The sequence below is a fragment of the Zarconia sp. genome (assembly GCF_057467645.1).
In genome coordinates this window covers 44,759-66,347 of sequence record NZ_JBRJXU010000083.1, presented here as the reverse complement: position 1 = coordinate 66,347, position 21,589 = coordinate 44,759, and the positions used below count along the sequence as shown (strand labels likewise).

Annotated in this window: 13 protein-coding genes; 8 read left to right on the top strand and 5 right to left on the bottom strand. The window is 49.0% G+C overall.

The window, feature by feature from the left end; all coding sequences use genetic code 11:
- The first annotated feature begins 581 nt into the window (after positions 1-581).
- Entirely contained in the window at positions 582-7,262 is a 6,681-nt protein-coding gene (locus tag AC2215_RS12825) for a translocation/assembly module TamB domain-containing protein (RefSeq protein WP_486810398.1), read from the top strand.
- 279 nt (positions 7,263-7,541) lie between these two features.
- Positions 7,542-7,994: a GNAT family N-acetyltransferase gene (locus AC2215_RS12820; RefSeq protein ID WP_486810397.1), complete on the top strand. Its 453-nt coding sequence runs from the start codon at positions 7,542-7,544 to the stop codon at positions 7,992-7,994.
- 372 nt (positions 7,995-8,366) lie between these two features.
- Here the strand turns inward: AC2215_RS12820 and AC2215_RS12815 are convergent, their stop codons facing one another.
- Complete coding sequence (locus AC2215_RS12815) at positions 8,367-9,110, bottom strand: DUF4114 domain-containing protein (protein WP_486810396.1); 744 nt, start codon at positions 9,108-9,110, stop codon at positions 8,367-8,369.
- A gap of 925 nt (positions 9,111-10,035) precedes the next feature.
- On the opposite strand from AC2215_RS12815, the gene AC2215_RS12810 reads away from it, so the two are divergent.
- Entirely contained in the window at positions 10,036-11,022 is a 987-nt protein-coding gene (locus AC2215_RS12810) for an RNA-guided endonuclease InsQ/TnpB family protein (protein ID WP_486810395.1), read from the top strand.
- Positions 11,023-11,071: 49 nt separating this feature from the next.
- Here the strand turns inward: AC2215_RS12810 and AC2215_RS12805 are convergent, their stop codons facing one another.
- Both AC2215_RS12805 and AC2215_RS12800 read right to left on the bottom strand, forming a co-directional pair.
- Positions 11,072-11,263, bottom strand: coding sequence for a hypothetical protein (locus tag AC2215_RS12805; RefSeq protein ID WP_486810394.1), 192 nt, complete (start codon positions 11,261-11,263; stop codon positions 11,072-11,074).
- Positions 11,264-11,390: 127 nt separating this feature from the next.
- Positions 11,391-11,765, bottom strand: a complete 375-nt coding sequence (locus tag AC2215_RS12800; protein WP_486810393.1) for a tetratricopeptide repeat protein — start codon at positions 11,763-11,765, stop codon at positions 11,391-11,393.
- 553 nt (positions 11,766-12,318) lie between these two features.
- Here AC2215_RS12800 and AC2215_RS12795 point away from each other — a divergent pair.
- Together AC2215_RS12795 and AC2215_RS12790 are read left to right on the top strand one after the other, a co-directional pair.
- Positions 12,319-12,495 carry a hypothetical protein gene (locus AC2215_RS12795; RefSeq protein ID WP_486810392.1) on the top strand — a complete coding sequence of 59 codons (177 nt, stop codon included), beginning with the start codon at positions 12,319-12,321 and terminating at the stop codon, positions 12,493-12,495.
- Positions 12,496-12,826: 331 nt separating this feature from the next.
- Positions 12,827-16,234, top strand: coding sequence for a response regulator (locus AC2215_RS12790; RefSeq protein WP_486810391.1), 3,408 nt, complete (start codon positions 12,827-12,829; stop codon positions 16,232-16,234).
- 172 nt (positions 16,235-16,406) lie between these two features.
- Here AC2215_RS12790 and AC2215_RS12785 read toward each other — a convergent pair whose 3' ends face one another.
- Positions 16,407-16,613 carry a hypothetical protein gene (locus AC2215_RS12785; protein ID WP_486810390.1) on the bottom strand — a complete coding sequence of 69 codons (207 nt, stop codon included), beginning with the start codon at positions 16,611-16,613 and terminating at the stop codon, positions 16,407-16,409.
- Positions 16,614-16,630: 17 nt separating this feature from the next.
- Here AC2215_RS12785 and AC2215_RS12780 point away from each other — a divergent pair, with 17 nt between their 5' ends.
- From AC2215_RS12780 to AC2215_RS12770, 3 genes are all read left to right on the top strand, one after another.
- On the top strand, positions 16,631-16,849 hold the full coding sequence (locus tag AC2215_RS12780; protein WP_486810389.1) for a hypothetical protein: 219 nt from the start codon (positions 16,631-16,633) through the stop codon (positions 16,847-16,849).
- A gap of 248 nt (positions 16,850-17,097) precedes the next feature.
- Positions 17,098-18,012: a hypothetical protein gene (locus AC2215_RS12775; protein ID WP_486810388.1), complete on the top strand. Its 915-nt coding sequence runs from the start codon at positions 17,098-17,100 to the stop codon at positions 18,010-18,012.
- A 24-nt stretch (positions 18,013-18,036) separates the two neighbouring features.
- A complete protein-coding gene (locus AC2215_RS12770) occupies positions 18,037-20,166 on the top strand; it encodes an SUMF1/EgtB/PvdO family nonheme iron enzyme (protein ID WP_486810387.1) in 2,130 nt (709 codons plus the stop codon).
- Positions 20,167-20,205: 39 nt separating this feature from the next.
- On the opposite strand, the gene AC2215_RS12765 is transcribed toward AC2215_RS12770, so the two are convergent.
- The gene (locus AC2215_RS12765) at positions 20,206-21,579 is read right to left on the bottom strand and encodes an SNIPE associated domain-containing protein (protein ID WP_486810386.1); all 1,374 of its coding nucleotides are present in this window, start codon (positions 21,577-21,579) and stop codon (positions 20,206-20,208) included.
- Positions 21,580-21,589: the final 10 nt, after the last annotated feature.

Genomic DNA, 21,589 nt, shown 5'->3' with positions numbered 1-21,589 from the left:
AGAAAACTGGTGGGGTATGGTGTTTTTCGGGTGGGGATTTCACTTTCTCAGGGACGATCGAACTGCCCTCCAACGCCATCTCACATTTCTCAATGTATGAAACATCCATCCCCACAATGGAGTCTGTCAAACTGAATCGATCCGAGATGCTCGATCGCCCGAACCGTCCCATTCGAGGGAGGCGATAAAAACCCCGATCGCATTCCACCTAAGCACGAAATTGTTCCTCCCCGAGATGCGATCGATCTACCTCAACGTGAAGCTCGGGTTAAGGGGAGTAGCGGTAATATCCAGTGGGGCTCAGGTGTCAGGATCGGGGGTGGGGTAGTAAAGAGCGATTCGAGTTCCTTGAGATTGAGGTGAACGATCGAAAACTCAAATTCTGACTCACCCGAATCGATGATGAGGCTTTTCTATTTCCCACACCCCATACCCTAAACTCCACACCCTACTCTCACCGAAAGCGGTTTTATTAGGAGCAAACTTTACCTCAAATCTCGATCGCAACATTGCCAAGCTCTAAATTTCTTTATATTTTATGGAGGTTCCCCCAACTCCGATCGCCGGACGGGCAAACTAGCATGACCGAGTCTCCTAACCCTCAGCCTTCTAACGAATCCAGTCCTCGGAGACGGTTCGGGCGCGTCAAAGCCGCTATCGGCATCCTCCTACTCACCGGCGTGGGGGGCGGTATCGGCTGGGGGTGGTGGTTTGTCGATCGCGAACTGGTGCCGTTGGTGACTCGAGAACTGACTAAACTCCTGAATCGACCGGTGAACGTCGGGCAAATCCAGAGCATTTCCCTCGGCAGCATTCGGGCGGGAAAATCCACCATTCCCGCCACCGCCAGCGATCCGGATTCGGTGGAAATCGATGGGGTGAAAGTACGCTTCAATTTGCTCAAGTTCCTCTGGAGTCGCAAGTTGGACTTGGATGTGACCTTAGTCGAACCGACGGTTTACATCGAACGAGATTTAGATGGTGCGTGGGTGAGTACCGAGATTGCAGAAGCTGGGGAGGAACCCGGACTCATTCAAGTTGCCCTCAATCGGATTGCCCTGGAAAAGGGAACGGTGACGGTTAGCGATCCCCTCGTCGATTTGCGACAAGCCGAGTTGGAAGTTGCCCGTCAGGAGGCGGAAGCCGCAGACAAAGCCGAGGCGGAAGCCGCCCCAGAAAAGACCGATGATGCCGAAGAAACGGAAGAGGAAGTACTCGAACTGCCGGTGATTTCTGCCCCGCCATCGGAAACCACCTTTAAACGAGTCAATGGCAGCGTTGATTTTCTCGACGATAGCGATCGCATCAAGTTTGAAACCACCGCCTACCCCAAAACCGGACGCGCCCGAGTTCGAGGAGAATATCTCGTCTCTAAAGAAGATCTGAAATTAAACGTCTCCGGTCAAAATCTTCCCGCTGGGGAGGCGAGTATTTTCGTGGATTTGCCCGTGGCGATCGCAACGGGGAAAATTAATACCAACCTCAATGTCGAACTCGATCTCGATCGATCCGAAATTCCTCCCAACCTCGAAGGCAATCTCCGGTTTGAGGAAATCGACGCTCAAATCGATAACGTTCCCCAACCCCTAATCCAGGGAGACGGACAACTGCGATTTTCCGGGTCTTCGATTCTAATTGAAGATACCCAAGCCAATTACGGTTTACTACCAGTTTTCATTCCTCAGGGGTTAATTAACCTCACCCAAGGTTACGAAATCCCGATCCAAGTCCAACCCACGGATTTAGCCCAGTATCTGACCACCCTCGAACTCGAATCCCCCGTCGAGATTAACGGAGAAGCCGAAGCCGTTCTCAAAGTCGTCGGCCCCATCGAAACCCCGGTATTGATTGGAGAAGCCAAAACCACCGACGTCACCACCATCGATCGCATTCCCTTTGGCGAAGTCGGCGCGCAATTTGCCCTCGCCACCGCTGACGGCTTACTGGAAATCCGACAGATTCAAGCCATTCCCGATGTGGGGGGCGAAGTTCAAGGGGCAGTGGTGGTTCAGTTGCCCACTGCTGAAAATCCCGATCCCAGCCAAAACCTACCCACTTCGGACGGACCAGAAACCTCACCACCAGAAACCTCACCCCAAGAGACTCCGCAAAGTTCTCAAGAGGATGGGAGTCCTCTACCGCAATTGGAAAATCTGCAAAATCCAGAACCCGAAGCCGCCGAGGATGCCACACCGGAAACAAACGTAACCCTCGATTCTCTATTCTCTCCAGAACCGCCGGCATCGGAAAATCAAAAACCGGAAAATCTAGACCCTCAAACAACCCCTAACCTGAACATTGAAGAATTCGAGGTAGACGAAGATTCCCCCCTCGCCCCCTTTGTCGGCGACGAAGCTCCCACGGAAGCCGTCACCGAAATCCCCTCGGATACTCCCCTGGACGCTTCCGAAACCGCAGAAAACCCAGATACTGCTGAAGACGAAACCTCCGAAGACCCCCAACCCCTAATTCGTGGAGAATTCCTCGCCCTCGACGTACCCGGAGTTGCGATCGCCGAACTCTACGAAGTCAGCCTACCTCCAGATATCGAAATCGGTTCGGTGGATGCCATCACTCGCATCGAAGGGCCGGCCGATAACTTACAAACTCGGGTGCAATGGGAAGCCCTCAATGCCACCTACCCCGCCAAAGGGGAAATACAAATTCTCCCGGCCGGTCTCCTGTTTCAAAATACCTTAGTGCAAGTGGGGGATTCGATCGTCCAAGGGGGTGGGGCTTTAGTGGGCGATCGCTGGGAAGCCTTAATCCAACTCGACGAGACCCCCATTGATGCCCTTCTGCCGCCGGAACAAACCCAAGGTTTCGATTTCGGAACGGCAACTGGTCCGATTCAGCTCGCCGGAACCGTGGAGACCTTCGACCTCGCCAGCATTGAAGGGGTGGGACAGCTCGATGTAACCGTCGGTGGCGGTAACGTTCAAGCGGTGGGTCGTTTGTCCCAGGGGCAATGGGCCGCTCAACTCGGCCTGGCCGATACCCCCATAACCCCGTTTCTCCCCCCAGAAACTCCCCAAGGTCTGGATTTGGGACCGGCAACGGGTCGGATCGAACTGACCGGGTCGATCGATTCTTTCGATCTCGCCAGCCTCCAAGGCGGGGGACAACTGGGTTTGACGGTGAATGGGGGAGATGTCGTCGCCGCTGGCGGACTGGCCCAAGGACAGTGGGAAGCCATCCTAGAGTTGGTCGATACCCCGATTACCCCGTTTTTACCCCCAGAAACCACCGCCGCGTTGAACCTGGGACGGGCGACGGGTCAAATGAAACTGGCCGGGTCTCTGGATGCGACGGATTTGGGCAGTATCGAAGCATTGGGGCAGTTGAACCTCTCCGCCGCGGGTGGGAATGCTGCCATTGGGGGAACCCTGCGCCGGGGACAGTGGGATGCGGTTATCGAAGCCGAGGAAATCCCGATCGCCAATCTCGCACCAGACTTGACTGGGGATGTCGGTGTTGTTGGGGGCAATATGACCCTCTCCGGTCCCGATCTATCTTTCGATCCCAATGCGATCGCCGGTCGTGGCACCCTCCTGTGGGGTCTCGGTGCCGGTGGGGCCCAGGCGGATGTCATCCTCGATAAGGGTCGCTGGCAGGCGGATATCCCTCGGTTCGGACTCCCTTTAGAACCGTTTCTGGCGTTCCTCCCAACAGAGGTCGCCGCCAACGTCCCGTCTGCCTTGTTGGGAGATGGGAAAAACCAAGCCTTCGCCAGCGGAACGGGAATTCTTGGGGGATCGGTGAACTCGTTAATGGCTGCGGACTGGCAGAATTTTGAGGGGAACGGGGACGTGATCGTGGGGCTGAATGGGGGCGGTACCAGAGGAGACGTCACCCTCGCCGACGGACGCTGGCAGGTGAGTTTAGCGGAATTGCAAGTTCCCCTCGCCCCGTTTTTATCGTTGCTACCGAAGGAGGTTGCCGCTTACGTTTCCCCCGAATTATCCATCGGTCCGTTGATGGCGGGGGGGAAAGAAGGGTTACTCATTTCCGGTTCGGTATACGGCTTGCGTCCGGAAAGTTTGGTGGTAGATGGGGCGCTCGGATTTCAATTCGATGGGGGGAACAGTGCGTTCGTTCTCGATGGGGAGTTCGATCGCGGCACCTGGAATGCTCTGACGACTTTAGAGGGACTCGACCTCAATACCCTATTTCCGCCGGATGTTGTCAGCAGCTTATCGGGTGGCGCGGCCACCGCAGATGTTCGAGGACAACTCGACGGTCAACTGAGCTGGGTGGGAACCCTGCGCGATTTTACCCCAGAGGCGATCGCCTCCGCTTTGCAACCGGAATCGATCGCCGAGGGAGAATTTATCCTGCGTCAGTTTGAAGTCAACCAGACCGCCTTCGATTCCGTTATTCTCGGTGAAATCGATCGCACCACGAAGGGGTTGCGCCTAGAAGCCACCGCTGCGGATGGAACCATTGTCGGGCAACCCGATTCCCTCACCCTGGAATTTGGCAATACCTTCTTCCCCACCCTGCTGGAAACGCAATTTGATGTGGCCGCTCAAACCCTGGTGGATGTGGGAGATGAGGGGAGCTCGCGCGGAACTCTGCTCGACGAAGAAACCTATGCCGTTTCCGCCCGCGTCGAACGCAAAGGCAGCGTTATCGATGCCGACGTGAGTAACGTACCCCTATCGCTGTTTGGGTTGAACCTGCCGAGCGCGCCGCCATCCCCAGCCGCCAAACCCGTAGACGGCAAACCCTCCGAGGAGGATGTCTCGGACTCGGTGGAGAATGCTCCCATTCCCGGACTCCCCATTGCCGGACTGATTTCGGGCGCAACTCAATTTAATTTAGCGACCCAAACGGGAAATGGGAACGTTCGGATCGATCGCCCCAGCATCGGTCTGACTCGCGCCGATTCCTTCGTGAGTCAGTTCGACTACACCGGCGACAGTCTTGCGTTGAACGATACAGTCCTCAACAAAGGAATTAGCGAGTATCGCCTGGCCGGTCGCGTCGATTTTAACCCCAAAGACCCGCAATTTTTCGGTTCGGTGGAAATTGCCAGCGGTCAGATCCAAGACATACTCGCAGCATTAGGCTGGTTCGATATTCAAGCTCTCGCCCGAGGCTTGGAACCCCCTGAATATACGCCGGCAGCGGAGTTAGAGTTACCCTCTGTGGGCATTCCCGACGCCCCCCTACTCGACCAGTTACGCCGCTTTTCGGAAATTCAAGCCCTCCTGGAACAGCAGCGTGTCGCTCGCAAAGCTGCCGATCCCCTACCGGGACTCTACGAACTTGAGGGTCTGTTCGACGGCAAACTCGATATCGTCGGCTCGATGAATACCGGGGTGAATGCAGACTTTGCCCTTGAGGGTGGCGAATGGGTCTGGGGCAAGCTCGAAGATAGCCAAGGGAACCTGCAACCTCGGTATCGAGCGAACCAACTGGTGGCGGTGGGCAGTTTGGAAGATGGGTTGTGGAATTTTGATCGACTCGACGTTCGCGCCAACTTAGGACAGGAAACGGAGACTCAGTTAGAGTTTGCCGGTCTGATTGGGGGCAAGCAACAGTCGGCTCAGTTTAACTTAGTCAATTTGCCCCTGGAGTTTATCGAACAGTTTACGGAATTCCCCCTCGGCATCCAAATGTCGGGCAACCTCAACACCAGTGCCGCCCTGTCGGGGAGTTTTGCCAACCCGCAAGCACGGGGAGAGTTGAGCATTACCGAAGGAATTTTCAACGGCGAACCCCTCGCATCGAGTCGGGGCGGCTTTTCCTATAGCGATGCTCGGTTGAATTTTAGCTCGCAATTGTCTATCCAAGGTCCCGATCCGATCGCCTTGCGCGGTTCGATTCCCTACGAGTTTCCCGGTTCGACGGCGACTCCCGAGAGCGAGGAGTTTAACCTGGAAGTGAACGTTGAAAACGAAGGACTCCGAGTCCTGAATCTGTTCAACGACCAAGCCATTTGGGAATCGGGTCAAGGTACGGTGGATGTGGATATTGCTGGAAAACGGATTGAGGGGGTGGGATATTTACCTGAAAGTACGATCGGGTTTATCGAGCTGGAAAATGCGGTGTTTTCCTCTCCCAGCTTGCCCGAACCCCTGACGAACGTCACGGGAATCCTGCGCCTCGAAGACGATACGATCGCCATTGAAGAGAGCTTAACCGGACAGTTCGATCGCGGACAAGTGGTGGCGACCGGGTCGTACTCTTTGGTGTCGCCGGTCTTGCCGGAAGGACAAACGCCCCTGACGGTTGGCCTCGAAGGAGTGGAACTGGAGTTGAAAGGGTTGTACCGGGGGGGCATCGACGGTGAAATCGTGGTGGGGGGTTACTTCTTGGTTCCCCAAATCGGTGGAGAGATTACCCTCAGCGACGGTCAGGTGTTGTTGCAGGAACAGCCAGCGGCCACGGAAGAACCGGAAATCGATTTGTCCGATCCCTTCGCCCCGGTGGTGCTCTACGATAACCTCAACTTGGTGCTGGCGCGCAATACCCAAATTCTCACCCCGCCCGTTCTCAACTTCCTGGCCGATGGGGAACTGACCATTACCGGCACGATCGAAGATCCCCGTGCGGCGGGAACGATTTTTTTGCGGCAGGGGTTGGTGAATCTCTTTACCACCCAGTTCACCCTGGCCCGAAACTATAAAAATACGGCGACCTTTCTTCCCGAACGGGGACTCGATCCGAATCTATCGGTGTTGATGCGGGCTTCGGTGCAGGAGGCCACTCGCGATCGCTTCCCGGCGAAACCAACGGATGTGGAAGCCCTGGCGGAAATTCAAGAGTCGGCGATCGAACGAGGGACGGTGCAAACGGTGCGCATCGAAGCCAAAGTTACCGGTCCGGCGAGCGAGTTGGCCAATAACCTCGAACTCACCAGCCGTCCCGCCCGCACGGAAACGGAAATCGTGGCGCTGATGGGGGGCGGATTTGTCAATACTTTGGGACGGGGAGATACGACGTTGGCGATCGCGAATTTAGCCAGTTCGGTGCTGTTGACTCAAATTCAAGCGGCCGTGGGGCAGACCCTGGGATTGCGAGATTTTCGCCTCTTCCCGGCGATTAATTCTCGAACTTCGACCCTAACGTTGGGGGCGGAAGTGGGGGTGGATTTAACCCAGGATATTTCCGCTTCGATTCTGCGGATTTTGGATTCGCGCGAGTCGACCCGCTTTAATCTGCGCTATCGCCTCAGCGATACGGTACAGTTGCGAGGCTCGACGGATTTTGATGAAGACCATCGCGGGGAAGTTGAGTTACAATTCCGATTTTAGAGATTAGACATAGGGAATGGGGAATAGGGAATGGGGAATGGGGAATGGGGAACGGGGAATGGGGAACGGGGAATGGGGAATAGAAAAAACCTAGGGATGCGCGGGAAAATAACGTACCCACGTAGGGGTCAAGGGCCCTTGACCCTTACCGTATATCTGGAACGAGCGGGTACCTTATTTCTTTGCAAGTCCCCTATTTCTTCAATTCGTGTAAATACACCAGTCCGCGTTGCGCTATAAACTCTAAAATCTAAAATCTAAAATTCTCAAAGGGTTTTAATGATAACCATTCGTCCTTACAAATCTGCTGACTGGTCTAGAATTTGTCAAATACACGATGCATCGCGTCTTGATGAATTGCGTTTCACCGTCGGAACAGATGCCTTTCTGACCCTCGAGCAAACCGCCGAATCAGAAGGTCTGTTCGATGGCAAGCTCTTTGTCGCCGAGATCGATACGATCGTGCAGGGCTTTGTGGCTTATAGCGATGAAGAACTCACTTGGCTTTATGTTGACCCAACATCTTATAGAAAAGGTGTGGGTCGTGCGTTAGTTCGATATGCGGTGACTGACTCAGCACCGACGATGACAATTGAAGTCCTTGAAGGAAATACACCCGCTCTAGACCTTTATCGTTCTGAAGGCTTTAAAATCATCAAGCGCATTGAAGGTCAGCTTGAAGGGAATGAGAGTTTTGCTGCGGTGGGTTTGGTTTTACAACGTGAGTTGTAGGGTTTGGGGTACGGAGTTTGACAAAAGTTGAGAACTTCTGGTCGAAATCAACAATGGAATCAATTTTGATGCTGAATCGATCGATTCCTTTCCCACCAGAAGTCTATTGAGAGCGATCGCCGTGGAGGACTTGCAGTCGTTGACCTTTAGGATAACGTCATCGAACAAACCATTAACCGACCCGCAGGCGATCGATTAATGGTTTCAAGAGAAGTAATTTTCGAGCTGAATCGTCTTCAGAGTTTGGAAATCGGGTCGCAGCGATCGATTCGATATGATTTGTTCTTATCGCTCGATCTCAACTAGGATTTCCATACGCAGGTTTTAAGTGAAACAGTAGACACACCCCAAAAAGATAGCAGGTTAAAGCCGTTAGGCGCGCTTGCGACGACGACTGAATAAACCGAAGGCGGACACTCCGAGTACGGCCGTTGCAGTTGCCGGTTCGGGAACGCTCTCCACTTCCCCACGCATACTGCGCAGGTTGCCTTCACCCACGTCAACGGCGAAGACGACATCGTTGTAGTCTTTGTCTCCACCGCCAGTCAGGTCTTCCCAAGCCAACACCAGGTAGTTCTCAAACTCGTAAGCCATCAAGTGCTGGAGTCCATCGCTATTCTTGCTGACATCGCCGTACCAGGTGTTGTGATGCTCGCGATTGAAAGCATCTTGTCCCAACCAGAAATCAAGGTTCGTTCCAGCAGCGATCGTTCCTAACTCCACGGTTTCGCCTGCTTGCAATCCATTACCCGGACCCTTTCCTTCCACATATCGATAGCCAGTATAGGTGGAACAAGCACTGGTCAAGCAAGTAATATCATCGAACAGCAATTGTTCCATTTCGGTTGTACCGGTGGTTGTTACGCCTAATGTGTTGCGAAACCCTGCACCTTCACTAATAAAGTGAACTTTGACATCGTGGTCGTAAACTAAGTCTAATTTGGTGGGGTCGAGTTGGTGGTTTTCAACAAATTCGGGGTCGAGTGCTTCGTACTCGGTCTGCACGAATTGTTGGAATCGACGGACATCAAATGCAGCAGCGGGGTTCGTTGCAGCCAGCGTTCCAGAAATTGCCAGGGCACCGGTTAAGAGAGCTTGAAAAAATTTGGTCGTCACGATTGTAAATTCCTTCTGTACTGATTCTTTCAGCTCAACCCATAAAGATGACAAAATTTAGGAATTTGTAGTTCGCTCGAATCACGGTTAAAGCTTTAAGAAATTAGTATTCTTTGATTTAACGCAGACTCGTTCAACTTACCCGTTTTTGAATCTTTTGCTTCTTGGGTCTGTGCTGAAAACTTTTGCTTGAGATAATCTCAATCTATTCTCCTGAATTAGAAACTGTCTTTCTTTTTGAATGTGATTTATTTTTTCTTTATCAAAAATGTTGTTGTTTAAAGTTTTTTAGAAAAAAAGTATTGCAAGCTATTTGTCTTTGCAAAAAAAATCGGTTATTACGTAAGGGATACTGTGAGTACGTCAGGGAAAACACGATCGTTTTTTTAGGAATACCTAAAAATTGAGTTTCTCTCTCGTGATTCATTCAATAATCGTTTCCGTCAAAAATCCTGAAAGCCTTTCTTGAATAGGCTTTTAAGATTAAACTTTATGGCTATTACTACATTAATCGATATAAGAGGGCTACCAAGATCGGATTATTTTTCCGGGATATATTGCCGCATTCTCTAAATTAATATGGATAAAAGTAGATTGTTAACTCATCTTTGTTTGCGCTAATGTATGTTTGAGATTGAAATTGTTTGTTTTTCTCGGAAAACCTAATTTAAGAGGATATTATGCTGCATTTCAGGAGGGGTCGAGTGTGGACATAGCTTGCTAGAAAGCCGACTCGATTGCCGAAGCGGAAATGAGCGGATTGAGACAATATATATAACTATCTTCAGTGAGGGTGCGGACCATCTAAGGGTCACCAGCATACTGCGCCCGTTGCCCTCCGAAGCCCACCTTCACGAGTATCCGCGCTTGCTATGGCGACCGCCATCTAGCCATATTTAAAATGGTTATCGCGGTATTCAGACTGATGAGGACATTTTTTAGCGCGATCGATTGGGAACGGGAACAAGATGTTTGCACTCACGCGCACGCGGCGCGCACTACCTACCCTTCATCGGTTGGATGCGGTTTCACGATTCGAGTATCGATGGAAGGCTTGAAACGCGGCAGTATCACCATCACCAAAAAAGTGGACGGATGGTATATGTCCGTTCTGGTGACGGTTCCCGATGAAGTGCCTCAACTCCCCTTAACCGATGTCAAAGGAGCTAAGGGTGTAGACCTGGGTATCAACAAACTCGCGTCATTGAGCGATGGCAGTTTTGCCGAGAACCCCCGGTTCGCAACCAATAAAGCAACCCGCAGGCGACAACGCATTCGTCAAAGACAAGTAAGCCGAAAGGTCAAAGGCTCTCGCAATCGTGTCAAGGCAATGGTGGAAGTCTCGAAGTTGCACCGCAAGGTCAGTCAAAAACGCGATGCCTACCTGTGGAAAGTTGCCAACCAAGCCCATCGGAAGGTTGATGCGGTCGTGGTGGAAGACTTGAACATCCGGGGGATGAAAGCCAAGTGCAAACCGAAAAAGTGCGAAGAGACGGGTCGCGTTTTGCCCAACGGTCAATCTGCCAAGCGTGGTTTAAACCGTGCGATCGCCGATGCTTCGTGGGGAGCGTTGGTCGAGAAAATCGAGTGGATTGGACTTAAAACCGGGCATCCGGTCATCAAAGTAGCTCCGCAATATAGCTCTCAGGAGTGCCGCCAGTGCGCTCGTGTGTCAAAGCTCAATCGAGGCGGTGAGAAGTTCGTATGTGAAGAGTGCGGCCACGTTGACCATGCCGATACGCAAGCGTCGAGAACGATTTTAGAACGTGCGGGTTTTGTCTTTGCGCGAAATAAATCAAAGACACTACCGGGGGACTCTCGGAAAGTTACGCCGGTCAGAAACGAACCCGCCCTTTATTATGGCAGACGGGTTCGGGGCAGGAACCTCGTTAACGAGGATATCCGGGCTTAAAGTCCGGAGAATCCCCGCCTATGCGCGAGCGGGGAGTGTCAAAGTAGAGTTAACCACTCCAACCCGGCGAGGTGAGAAAGGAAGTTTCGATCGCAGTTTTCTGGTTGAGTCGCTCCAGACTGTCAGGGTAAGCACGACTCGCAAAGGTAAAGGTATCGCAACCGCGCCGACTCAGCGCGCACGTCGCGAGGGTGAGCTGGTGTGACTGGAGGAGTTGGGGAGATCGTGTCGGTTCGGGCAATGGGTGGAAAACGATCGAACAACAGCGGGGAGAATTGACCCCGGTATGAGGTCGCAACTTGGAAACCCATTGCCCGCACTCGACACCCGGTCACCTCAAACTGGAGGAGAGATGCTCGGCTCGGATCTTAAACGCCAGATAAGGTCTCTAAGGTCACTTGATATCGGAGGCGATCGTTTTGTACGAGGAACAAGTCTGCCGCTTTTTCTAAATCTGCGATCGCTGCATCTCGCTCGCCCAGATGGCTGAAGGCTTGACCGCGTAACAAATAAGCCTCGGCTAGACTCGCATCGAGTTCGAGTGCTTTGTTGGCGTGGTATACGGCGTTGTGGTAATCGCCATCGTTCATCGCAGTGGTCGCGAGGGTGAGGAAATCTTCTGCGACGACGGAATCCGAAGTTTGGACGGGAGTGACTTGTTGCGCGAATGCCGGCAGAGGAGCGATCGCATTAAAGACTGCAACAAGTGCAAAAGCTCCTAACGTTTGATGTAATAATTTCATAAGCCTGACCTCAAATTCGATAAATTATTTCGACTCGGTCTACTTACTAGAATAAACAGAGCATTCCGCTTCTGCCCTCCCCCTGTGGGGGGATGTAACATTTTAGCGAATTTGATAGAATGATATGTTAGATACGTAATGGTTTTCGATTGTTAAGAATAATGTAAAAGTCTCACTTCATAAGACTTACCTCGGTTTAACGTCGTTATCGATTCCTAGGACGATTCATGAGGGGATAACTGAAAGATTCGCGTCAGATACAACATCATTCTTAATCTAAAAGTTGGGTGAGTGGCAATATTTTTTTATGTTTTTTTGATAAATATCAATATTTGTTAGGTTAAATTTTAGATCCGATCGCGCGTTCGATAAATACTGCTCGTTGGTTGATAGTACAAAGTACAGAGATTGTCGATCGATTCGGGAGAAGAAACAATCAAAGCGTTGAACTCGTCAACTGCGCTAACGGTGGATGGCAATGGATGGGGCAAGATTCGCGAGTCACTTCCGAGCACCGAATGCTGAAGTTGCTCGATGCTGACATTTAAGCCAAATGGCATTGTTTAGCAGCGAACCCAGGCAGTTGACGATTGTGGCGTTGGAAGACTCAGCAGCGATCGCCATTTATTCCGATGGGGTGGAGATGATGCTGAGTTCTCAACGGAGTTGGGTTCGCGAAATCGGTCGAACGATCGAGGCACGGCAAAAGGCGATCGAACAACGTCATTAAACCTCTAAATTCTCCAAAACTCCGCCGATAAAATAACAAAAAATTAATATTTTTGACTCAATTCTCTGTTATAAAGATGAGCTTTTTCAAGTTTAGTCAAAGTTTAAAGTTTTCCGGGAAATACCCTTGAAATTTAGAGGGCGTCTGCTTTTGGCTATAATTGAGTATAAAATCCGTCGTCAAATTAATTGAAATTAAACAAGTCAGGGGCATCGTAGCAGGTTTCAGGACTTAAAACAGACAACAGCCGCCAGCGATTTGAGATCGTTGCCGATTGGTGTGTCGATCGCTCGAATCTTTCAATTGGAGTATAAATTTTTATCCCATTATTATGATCGATCGAAATCTCTGTGCTAATACTTCCTCCAAACCTGACACTCGTTATCCAAAACATCTACGATCGCTCCCCCTGCGAACGGTTCTCATCGTTCCATTTATCATCCAAATTTTTGCCGCCGTCGGGTTAACTGGCTGGTTATCGGTGCGCAACAGCCAACGAGCGGTAAACGATGCCATCGACCAACTCGGCAGCAGTGTGACCGATCGCATTGACGGACACGTTGAAAATTACCTCAATACCCCCCATCTCTTCCATCAAATCAACAACACTTCCATTCGCAATGGCGGTTTGGATTTGAACGATTTCGAGGCGTTAAGGGAAAAATTTCGATCGCTCATCCAAATTGATGAAGCCGTCGATTACATCTACTTCGGCAACGAAGACGGAGACTTTCTCGGGGTGCAGGAACTCCCCGACGGCAACGTGGTGATGAAAGTGCGCGATGCCTTCACCGAACCCTATCGGGAGATCTACAACCTCGATGAATTTGGCAATCCCCTCGAACAAGTCAAATCCAAAAAATACGATCCGCGCGTTAGACCCTGGTACGAGGCGGCCAAAGAACGCGGTTCTCCCACCTGGAGTCCAATTTTCTCCTCCGCACATTTGGGGGTGTTGCAAATTACCCCCGTCATCCCCATCTACACCCCCGAAGGAGAGTTTCGCGGTGCCTTGGGAACCAACCTGATTTTGTCGCAAATCGGGCAGTTTTTGAACGAACTCGACATCGGCAAATCCGGCGTGGCGTTTATTATCGAACGGTCTGGGAACTTGGTTGCCAGTTCCACCAACGAGCAATATTTGGTTGGGGAAGAAGAACGGGTGGCGGCTGTTGATGCGAAGTCTCCCGTAGTTGCCGCCACCACAGCGCAATTATTCGATCGCATCTCCGATCTCAAGACTGTGCAAACCCCCCATCAGTTTGCCTACCGCCGGGATGGAGAGCGATATCTGGTGCAGGTGACTCCCTTTCAAGACGGACGGGGGTTGGATTGGCTGATTGCAGTGACGATTCCCGAGTCGGATTTCATGGCGCAAATTAATGCCAATACCCGGACGACGATTGCGCTGTGTGCGGCGGCGTTGGGGGTGGCGACGGGGGTGGGAATCCTCAGCGCGCGGTGGGTGACGCGACCGATTTTGCAGTTGAACGCGGCGGCAAAGGCGATTGCGCGGGGGGAATGGCAGACGGAAGTCAAAAGCGGTCGTACCCGCGAAGTGGGGGAGTTAGCCGAATCGTTCAACCAAATGGCGACTCAGTTGCAATCCTCCTTTGCCACCCTGGAAGAAAAAAACGCGCAGTTGCAACATCTCGACAAACTCAAAGACGAGTTCCTCGCCAACACCTCCCACGAACTGCGCACCCCCCTCAACGGTACCATCGGCATTGTCGAATCGATGCTCGACGGCGCGACGGGACCCCTCTCGGAGTTGCAATGCCAAAACTTGCAGATGGTGGCCCAAAGCGGTCGCCGCCTGGCGAATTTGGTCAACGATATTCTCGATTTCTCCAAACTCAAGCACAAGAATATCGAACTGCAACTCAAACCCATTTACCTGCGCGATATCATCCAAATCGTCCTCAATTTGAGTCAGTCCCTCATTGGTACCAAAGACCTGCAACTGGTGAATGCCATTTCCCCGGAACTGCCCCCCGTCAACGCCGATGAGAACCGCTTGCAGCAGATTTTATATAACTTGGTGGGGAATGGGATTAAATTTACCCAGAGCGGATTTGTGGGGGTATCGGCGGAACGCAAATCCATCGACGATCGCGACTTCTTGGCGATTACCATCTCCGATACCGGCATCGGTATTGCCGAAGACAAACTCGATCGAGTCTTTGCCTCCTTCGAACAGGCGGACGGTTCCACGGCGCGGGAATACGGGGGAACGGGGTTGGGATTGGCCGTCACCAAACAGTTGGTGGAATTGCACGGGGGAGAGATTTCCGTGCGATCGATTCTCGATGTCGGTTCGCAATTTACCTTTACCCTGCCGGTGGCGACTGGGGTGCGACGGGTGGTGCCGCAGGAACTGCCGGGGGTTTCCCGCATCGAGAGCAATTCGATCGATTCTCGGATCGTTCCGTTGCATCGTTCTTCGGTGTCTGCGGCAGTACTCCAAGAGGAAGAATCGCGCATCCCCAGCCAAAAGGGGAAATTGAATGGCAAACATCGGCCGCGATTCAAGATTCTGATCGTCGATGACGAACCGATTAACTTGCAAGTTCTGCGCAACTACCTATCCCCGGAAAATTACGACGTCACCCAAGCCTCAGACGGTCTAGAAGCCGTGACGTTGGTGAATGATGGGTATCGTCCCGATTTGGTGGTGCTAGATGTGATGATGCCCAAAATGACGGGGTACGAGGTCTGCGATCGCTTGCGCCAACGTTACTCCACCAACGAATTGCCGATTTTGATGCTGACGGCGAAAAATCAAGTCAACGACCTGGTGGAAGCCTTGAAAATGGGGGCCAACGATTATTTAACTAAACCCGTTAACAAACAAGAACTCCTCGCTCGCATTCAAACGCACATTAAACTGTATTCGATTTACACCGCCTACGACCGATTCGTCCCCCATCAGTTTCTCGAGATTCTCAAAAAAGAGAGCATTCTCGAAGTCAATTTAGGGGATGAAGTGCAAAAAACGATGTCGGTTTTATTTTCGGATATTCGCGACTTTACTCGCCTTTCCGAACAAATGACCCCGATCGAAAATTTTAGATTTATTAATTCGTATTTATCGCAAATGGAACCGGCGATTTCGGATAATAACGGTTTTATCGATAAATATATCGGCGATGCGATTATGGCGCTGTTTGGGGAAAGTGCCGACGATGCCGTGCGCGCGGGAATTGCCATGTTGCAAAAACTGGTCGTCTACAACCAACATCGCCGGAAATCCGGCTACGAACCGATTCGTATCGGCGTTGGCATCAATACCGGGGATTTGATGCTCGGCACGGTGGGGGGTCAGCGACGGATGGATGGGACGGTGATTAGCGATGCGGTGAATTTGGCGTCTCGTTTGGAGGGGTTAACGAAAAAATATGGGGTACCGATGTTGATTTCTCAACATACGTTTATCGATTTACAAGATGTTTCCGATTATCACATCCGATGGATCGATCGGGTCCATGTAAAAGGGAAATCGAAACGGGTGTCGGTGTTTGAAGTGTTCGATGCCGACCCCCCCGAACTTCGCCACGGCAAAGCGGCAACTAAAACCCGATTCGAGCAAGCCTTGGTGCTGCACCACATGCAAGCGTTTGAGGAAGCGGCGCGGCAATTGGAAGTTTGCGTGCAACAAGCACCGGAAGATACCGTTGCTAGAGCGTATTTAACCTTGTGTCGGGACGAGTTGGCATTGAGAGCGCGATCGGTTAGTTAGAGATGGGGAATGGGGAATGGGGAGTTGGGGAGGACGCGGTGACGCGGTGACACGGTGACGCGGTGATGAAGAGTGTGAATTTTGAATTTTTAGTGCGCGCATTTTCTCCCCCCTCTCCCTTGTCTCCTTGTCTCCCCCTCCACCCACACGTACAATTCAAATGCGTCACAGCTTAACTGCGATACACCTTCGCCGATGCTCTCATCCAAATAAACGCAGCGGTGAGGAAGGGGATAAAGAAAAACGCGCCCCCCGAGAGTAGCGGGTGTTCTCGAACGCCGGTTACCGTTGCCATGGCTGTAATCCCCAAGCCGCAGTAGATTAAGCCGGCGATCGGAATTCCCAGAGCGAGGAAGAAAAATTTGGTATCTGAGTTCATCACTTTATCCATGACCTTTGCCTCTTTTTGCGATACGGCGATCGGCACTTAGCGACGAGCAGTTGGCGCGAACTCTCAATGCGTGGGTTGGATGTGTGGCGATCGGTTTTAGCGTTTCGATTTCGATCGCTGTGCTGCAACTGCACTACCGCTATACCTTTAGCTTACTACACCGGCATCGAAACGTGAGTTTGAAGCTGCATTCTCGGTCTCGTAGAGGAGAAAGTCACCACTAAAATTACGAAGCGAGCACCTTGATGAAGGACAAAATTGGAGGCGATCGGTGGTCAAATTTGTGAAAACTCTTCAAAATATAGGGATAGTGGCTTTAAATTCGAATTTTTCTGAATTCTCGATCGTTTAGTATTGACGGCTATAACCGTTTCTCATGGGTTATCAACCCAGCACGAGCAAGATGCTCGCACTGTGAGAAATTGGGCATCGTTGAATTCAAATCGAGTTTTGTTGGCAAAGGATATCCGATATGAATCAAGAATTCTTCTCCCCCAATCTACAAGAGGCAGATGCTTTACTTTCTGACTTGTTTGAAGAAGTACAGAAGTGGGAAGGAACTTTAGCCGGTGGAACCAAGCTGGGAATTGGGGCAGAAGCAGTTGATAGTCTCTTTCAAACCAAAGTCAGTTTTGGCAATCCCACAAATCGATTGATTCGCCTCACTGAAGAGACCTTCAAAAATAGCGGTATCGAACTCGACAATACCTACAAGCAACAAATGCAAGAGCAGTTCGACTTCTATTCGATGACGCTGACAGTCGATTTACGCCCCAAACGAGCAGCTAAGTTTTGGCGATTGACCTGCGAACTCGACTTTAGCCCCAAAGGGAGCAACGAACCGATCGTCCAGAAGCTGTTTCCGAACCAACAATGGCGATCGGTGATGAGTTTTGGAGTGGGGATGGAAGTGGGGTTGAATGGCAACCTCGATTGGAACGTCGGCGTAGATAGCGCTCGAATTGCCGAACTCGTAGAATTGCTTCCGGGAGAACTCAAAGCAAATGTTGGCAACAAAGATGATTTTCAAGCACTTTTAGCTCTTCCCAAGTATCAATACGAACTGGGACATCTGGAAATTATTGCCAATGGAGAAGGGAGTTCGACCTGTTACTGGCTGATTCAGGATAAAGAGTTACAGAAAATTGGGACGGCCAAGTTTGCGATCGTCTTTAAAGTCCCAAAGGAAACTGATGAAATTAAACTCCGGGGAAAGGTCTGGGCGGAACCCGATATCAACTGGCTAACAGCCGACGTGCGGGATATTTTCGGCGAGCTATCCGATCGATTCAAGCAGCTCTTGCGGCAAAAGAATGAAGTGGCCAGCCGATTTGCGAGGGGTGATGCGGAGGAGTGGACGATCGCTCTACCCAAAATTATTCGATAAGCAAGTTTAGGCAAAATATAATTGATGGCTAAAACGTACTATACCTACCGCATTCGTGTTGCTAATCGAAATTGGGTTCAAGTTGAAAAGTGGGATAATAAACGTGAACATTTAGGACAACCCCACGGCGTTTTTCGCTACCAAGAGAAAATCGACGAAATTACTCCTTTGTTGGAAATTGCTCGTAAAAATAATCTGAATGATTCTAGTAAGGTACGCGCACTCGGAGAAGTCTTATTTGACATTCTTTTTGATGAGGGTCTGCGTTATGATTTCATTACCTTTTATGAGCGGGTTGTACAGGACAAAGAACAACTTCTGCGAGTGGAGCTAGATATCGACGAACGGAGAATGCCTGATGTTGCAGCTCTCCCCTGGGAATTCTTGTGTTTGCCAAAGCATGCAAACTTAGGAACTCTTTGGATTGGAACAGTACCCCATCTGGTTTTTTCTCGTTGGAGATCGCATCCAAGGAAACCAAAACCCATTAAGTTAGAACAAAATGAAAAGCTAAAAATTGCGTTGGTAGTCTCTACCCCAAAAGATTTGCCAACCGTTGCATACGAGCCCGTTATCGAATCCTTAAAAAAGTTAGTAGAAGATAGAAAAAATAGAATTGAGTTACTACCAATAGTAAACGCGGCAAATCCAGAAGAAATTGAAAAAACTTTATCAAATAAACCGCATATTTTACATTTTATTGGTCACGGGCGGTTGAGAAATAACGGAGATCGATATGTAGGAGAAATTGCCTTGGTCGATCCCGAGTTTGATGAAGCAATGTGGGTAGATGCTGATTATTTCAGCGAACCCTTTAATCAACATCGTCCGGGTGTAGTGATGTTGCAAGCTTGTGAAGGTGGAATGTTATCAGCCTCTCAAGCTTTTGTCGGGATTGCATCAAGTATTGTCGAGCAAAATATTCCTGTTGTCGTGGCAATGCAGTATGAAGTGACGAACAGCACTGCAAGCCGATTCTCTCGCCGTTTTTATCAACAATTAGCAGCCGATGCACCCGTAGATATTGCGACTCAGCATGGACGACGCAGTATCGCACTCGGTCCAACACAATATCGGAAGCGGGATTTTGCAACTCCGGTCATATTCATGCGCGTGACGGATGGGTATCTCTTCAAGCGTGAAGATGCATCGAGCTGCAAGAATAATCTGGAGCATGCAACCCAGTTAACATTTACTCACCAGAAACCCAAACTATCGATACCTTCGACTCCTGTATCAAAAAGAAAAGATTCCAGACAGCGACAAGAAGATCACCAGTTAATTATCCCTTCAATTTCTCAAACTCAAACCTTTGAGTTTACAACAGTGAAAATAAATTATGAGGGGAAGGAAATTAGTAGAGAGCGAAAGCAAGCTAGTTTTCTGATTGAGGATTTAGGCAATGATGTCATCTTAGAAATGGTTGTTATTCCGGGGGGAACCTTTTTGATGGGTTCTCCAGAATCAGAAGGTAAGCGATATTCTGAAGAGAGACCTCAACATTCGGTAACTATTCAACCATTCCTGATGAGCAAATACCCTATTACACAAGCACAATGGAGAGAAGTTTCTTGCTGGTCAGAAGTTCATAAAAACCTCAAACGTCGTCCATCACGAACTGGAGGAAAAAATTATCCTGTTACTCAAATTTCCTGGTACGATGCTGTGGAGTTTTGCGATCGTTTATCTCAAAAAATAGGTTATGAGTATCGCCTGCCGAGCGAAGCCGAATGGGAATATGCCTGTCGTGCTGGAACCAGTACTCCCTTTCATTTCGGTGATACCATTACAACAAATTTAGCTAACTATGATGGAAATTATTCTTATGCTTCTGAATCTCAAGGTATTTATATAAACAAAACGACTCCAGTAGGTGATTTCAAAGTTGCTAATAACTTTGGACTGTTTGATATGCATGGTAACGTATGGGAATGGTGTTTAGATCGCTGGTATAAAAGCTATAGTAGTACGCCTACCCATGAAGAAAAATGGTTAGAATCTCGTACCAATGAGAGTGTAACTCGTGTAATTCGTGGCGGATCGTGGCATAATGATCCTCAACTATGTCGCTCTGCTAGTCGCTTGTACAAAAATTCTGAAAAATCCTCTAACCACATAGGCTTTAGAGTTACTTGCTCTTTGCCGCTGATATAGAATAATATTTTTTATGTTGTTCCCGCTCCTATTCGACAGCTATCCCACATTTTCATTCATATGTACGTTACTTAAAGTTGTGTCACTTGACTTTTTTCGTTCTGCAGCTTGAGTTCTACGATATTCATAAGCTTGAGGAGTTTTTTCATCTTTTTCAATTCTTAAAGTACCAGTTTCTCTATCCAGCTTTTGTATAACTTGTTCAATTTCATTGAATGACACTTTAAAAAACTCTCTCCGTTCGTTGATTATATTGACTCTTTTATCATTAAATTGCTCATGTAAACACTGTATTGTGGCTGAAGCATCTTCTGAGCGAATCTTATAGTGAATATCAAAGGGAAACGGAACGTAAGGATTCATTGTTCTAATATATGCATCAGGTTCACCACTCTTTGTCATAAATATTCTATATATATCTCGTCCAAGAGAGCCAATATTTGAAATAATATAAATATATCCAGATTTTAGCTTTTTATAATCTAAATTAGCTTTTTCTTGAACTATTATTTCTCTGGAAATCTGTTCTTCTAAATCTTGAATTTGACGTTCATATTCTCGAATTTGCAAATCTGAAGCTTGTTGGGCTTCTAAACGAACTCTTTCAAGCTGTTCTTCATATTGCTTTTTCCTATTTTCAGCTTCTTCAGCTTTTTGTTGGGCTTTTTCAATGGCAATGCGCTCTTTTTTCTCTTGCTTCATCTGTTCTTGAATTGCTTTATCTCTTTCTTTTTCTTCCTGCTCTTTTTCCTTAAATTCATGTTTTAAGTATAATTCTCTAAATTTAAGATTTAAATAATCATTAGAAATTCTACAGCCTATTTGCTGTAACTTGTTTATTCGATGAAAACTTTTATCTATCTTTTTTCGTAAATTCTCAACATTATTATATTTAACTTCTTTGATTGCATACTTACACTGTTCTTCAAATGCAAATTCTATAAGTTTAAGTAATTGTTTTTTAGTATTATCTCCTTTATTTTTAGCTCCTTTACCTTCGCCGACAGTCCATTGAGAATCACAAATAAATGCTTGCTTTTTTTGCCGCATCCTTTGTTGCTTCAATTTAATATCTTCTAGTTTTTTCAGATAATCACCAGAACTCAAAAAATTATATTCGGGTTCATAGCTATCTATGGATATTAGATAATCTTTAGTCTCAAGTTCGCGTAGCTTAGACTGTAAATTAGTGATTTCAGTTTTCAGATTTTCTTTTACTAGATTTAAGTTTTGTATTTCACTTTCTTTGAGCTGAATATTTGAGTCTAATTGCTTTTCTGTTTCTTCTCTTGAGGATAAACTTTCATATCTTCTAAGATTTTGCCCCAGTAGCTCTCGCTCTTCTTGTGCTTCGATTAAGAGTTTTCCTAGATAGGCTACTAATATAGCTCCCAAGATAATTGCAATTAACATAAGAGGTGAT

What these genes read in the sequence shown, in the direction of transcription:
- AC2215_RS12825 (WP_486810398.1), top strand. Translation starts at nt 582, where the DNA reads ATGACCGAGTCTCCTAACCCTCAGCCTTCTAACGAATCCAGTCCTCGG.
- AC2215_RS12820 (WP_486810397.1), top strand. Translation starts at nt 7,542, where the DNA reads ATGATAACCATTCGTCCTTACAAATCTGCTGACTGGTCTAGAATTTGT.
- AC2215_RS12810 (WP_486810395.1), top strand. Translation starts at nt 10,036, where the DNA reads ATGAGGACATTTTTTAGCGCGATCGATTGGGAACGGGAACAAGATGTT.
- AC2215_RS12800 (WP_486810393.1), bottom strand. Translation starts at nt 11,765, where the DNA reads ATGAAATTATTACATCAAACGTTAGGAGCTTTTGCACTTGTTGCAGTC.
- AC2215_RS12795 (WP_486810392.1), top strand. Translation starts at nt 12,319, where the DNA reads ATGGCATTGTTTAGCAGCGAACCCAGGCAGTTGACGATTGTGGCGTTG.
- AC2215_RS12790 (WP_486810391.1), top strand. Translation starts at nt 12,827, where the DNA reads ATGATCGATCGAAATCTCTGTGCTAATACTTCCTCCAAACCTGACACT.
- AC2215_RS12785 (WP_486810390.1), bottom strand. Translation starts at nt 16,613, where the DNA reads ATGAACTCAGATACCAAATTTTTCTTCCTCGCTCTGGGAATTCCGATC.
- AC2215_RS12775 (WP_486810388.1), top strand. Translation starts at nt 17,098, where the DNA reads ATGAATCAAGAATTCTTCTCCCCCAATCTACAAGAGGCAGATGCTTTA.
- AC2215_RS12770 (WP_486810387.1), top strand. Translation starts at nt 18,037, where the DNA reads ATGGCTAAAACGTACTATACCTACCGCATTCGTGTTGCTAATCGAAAT.
- AC2215_RS12765 (WP_486810386.1), bottom strand. Translation starts at nt 21,579, where the DNA reads ATGTTAATTGCAATTATCTTGGGAGCTATATTAGTAGCCTATCTAGGA.